The sequence below is a fragment of the Streptomyces katrae genome, from assembly GCF_000966975.1.
GTDB lineage: Bacteria > Actinomycetota > Actinomycetes > Streptomycetales > Streptomycetaceae > Streptomyces > Streptomyces katrae.
The window spans coordinates 1-1,328 of sequence record NZ_JZWV01001658.1 but is presented as its reverse complement, the minus strand read 5'-3'; the positions used below and the strand labels follow the sequence as shown (position 1 = coordinate 1,328).

Annotated in this window: 1 protein-coding gene and 1 pseudogene; both read right to left on the bottom strand. The window is 68.0% G+C overall.

The genetic code is table 11. From position 1 onward, the window contains the following. Positions 1-252 precede the first annotated feature (252 nt). Positions 253-744, bottom strand: a complete 492-nt coding sequence (locus tag VR44_RS41835) for an EF-hand domain-containing protein (RefSeq protein ID WP_157880568.1) — start codon at positions 742-744, stop codon at positions 253-255. A gap of 390 nt (positions 745-1,134) precedes the next feature. After that, a pseudogene (locus VR44_RS39890) lies at positions 1,135-1,328 on the bottom strand (ATP-dependent DNA ligase); the annotation flags it as partial.

Below are 1,328 nucleotides of genomic sequence, written 5' to 3'. Positions count from 1 at the left end.
GGGCCTGTCGGCGGCGCTGCTCGCCAAGCACGTCCTGGCTGAGGTAGGGCTTGCCGGTGGTGTCGGTGTGGGCGCACCACTGGTGTGGTCGTCAAAGTGCAGGACGGGGCTGTTGTTGCTCGTTCCCTGCGGCCCTGTGCGGAGTTCCACGATCCCGCGGCGGGGTCTTGTCCCCTGCCGGATCCAGTAGGTGTGCATGACATATCGGCCGTGCCGGGCAGTACGCCAGCACGGCCGATGGCCCTATCCGCTTTACTGGGCTGCGTAGGACTGCTTGACGTGCTGGGCGCACTCCTCGCGGGTGAGGAAGCCGTCGCCGTCGGCGTCGATCTCCTGGAACTCCTGGAGGGACTCCATCTGGGAGAGGCCCTTGGCCTCCTGCCAGGTCAGCCACTCCCCCAGTGAGATCCTGCCGCCGGTGTCGCTGCCGGCCATCTCCAGGAGTGCCAGCTCGAAGGGGACGGCGACCTGGTCGCGGAAGTCGGGGCGGCGGTATGCCGCGACGAACTCCCGGGCCGTGACCCGGCTGTCACCGTCCGTGTCCGCATCCTTCTGCAGCATGTACCACAGCTGGTTGCCCAGGTCCGTCACCCGCCGCCATTCCGGGGAACCGAGATGGGTCGTGGTCCTTGCCAGTGCGCCCTGGACCATCTGGTCGATGTCGACCTGCTCGATCACACCGTCACCGTCGACGTCGACCTTCTTGAACATCGCGTGGAAACGGTCACGTTCCGTCTGAGTCACCACAGGGCCTACCTCTTCCTCTCCTAGTAGGGAAATACCACCTGCAAACGTCCCATATCATCTCGCTCACTCCAGGGACATCACGCCGTTGATCACCCGAAAGGGGACACCACGCTAACGCTGCAGCCATCACCTGCCGACAACCCCCTACGGCGAGCCGTTTGCTGTTCCTCGGCTTAATACGATCCGGCTCGTTCGCCCGGCCTGTGCCGGGCCGGTCAGCCAGCCGCCGCAGCCGCCCCCTGACCGAAGGGCGGGACATCGTCCACGGTCACGTCCGGCCGGATGCGCTGGAACCTCCGTGGGCGACGGAAAACGCCCAGGTCAACCGCCCGGTCTGTGCTGACCTCCGCCACCAGGTCCGGGCGGACGAGCACCACGTCCAGGGCTTCACGGCTTCCCCAGGCCGAGGCGAACCGCACCGCCTCGAAGGGGGTGGCCGGGTCCGGCCGCGGCGAGGTGCTCGCCGACCTGGCGGGAGATGTCCGGGCGTAGTGGTACGGCCCGGCCCACGGCGCGCAGCCGGCCGTGCTGGTCGTGGCGGCCGAGGACGAGGAGCTGGGGGCGGGTCAGGGTGCCGGTGA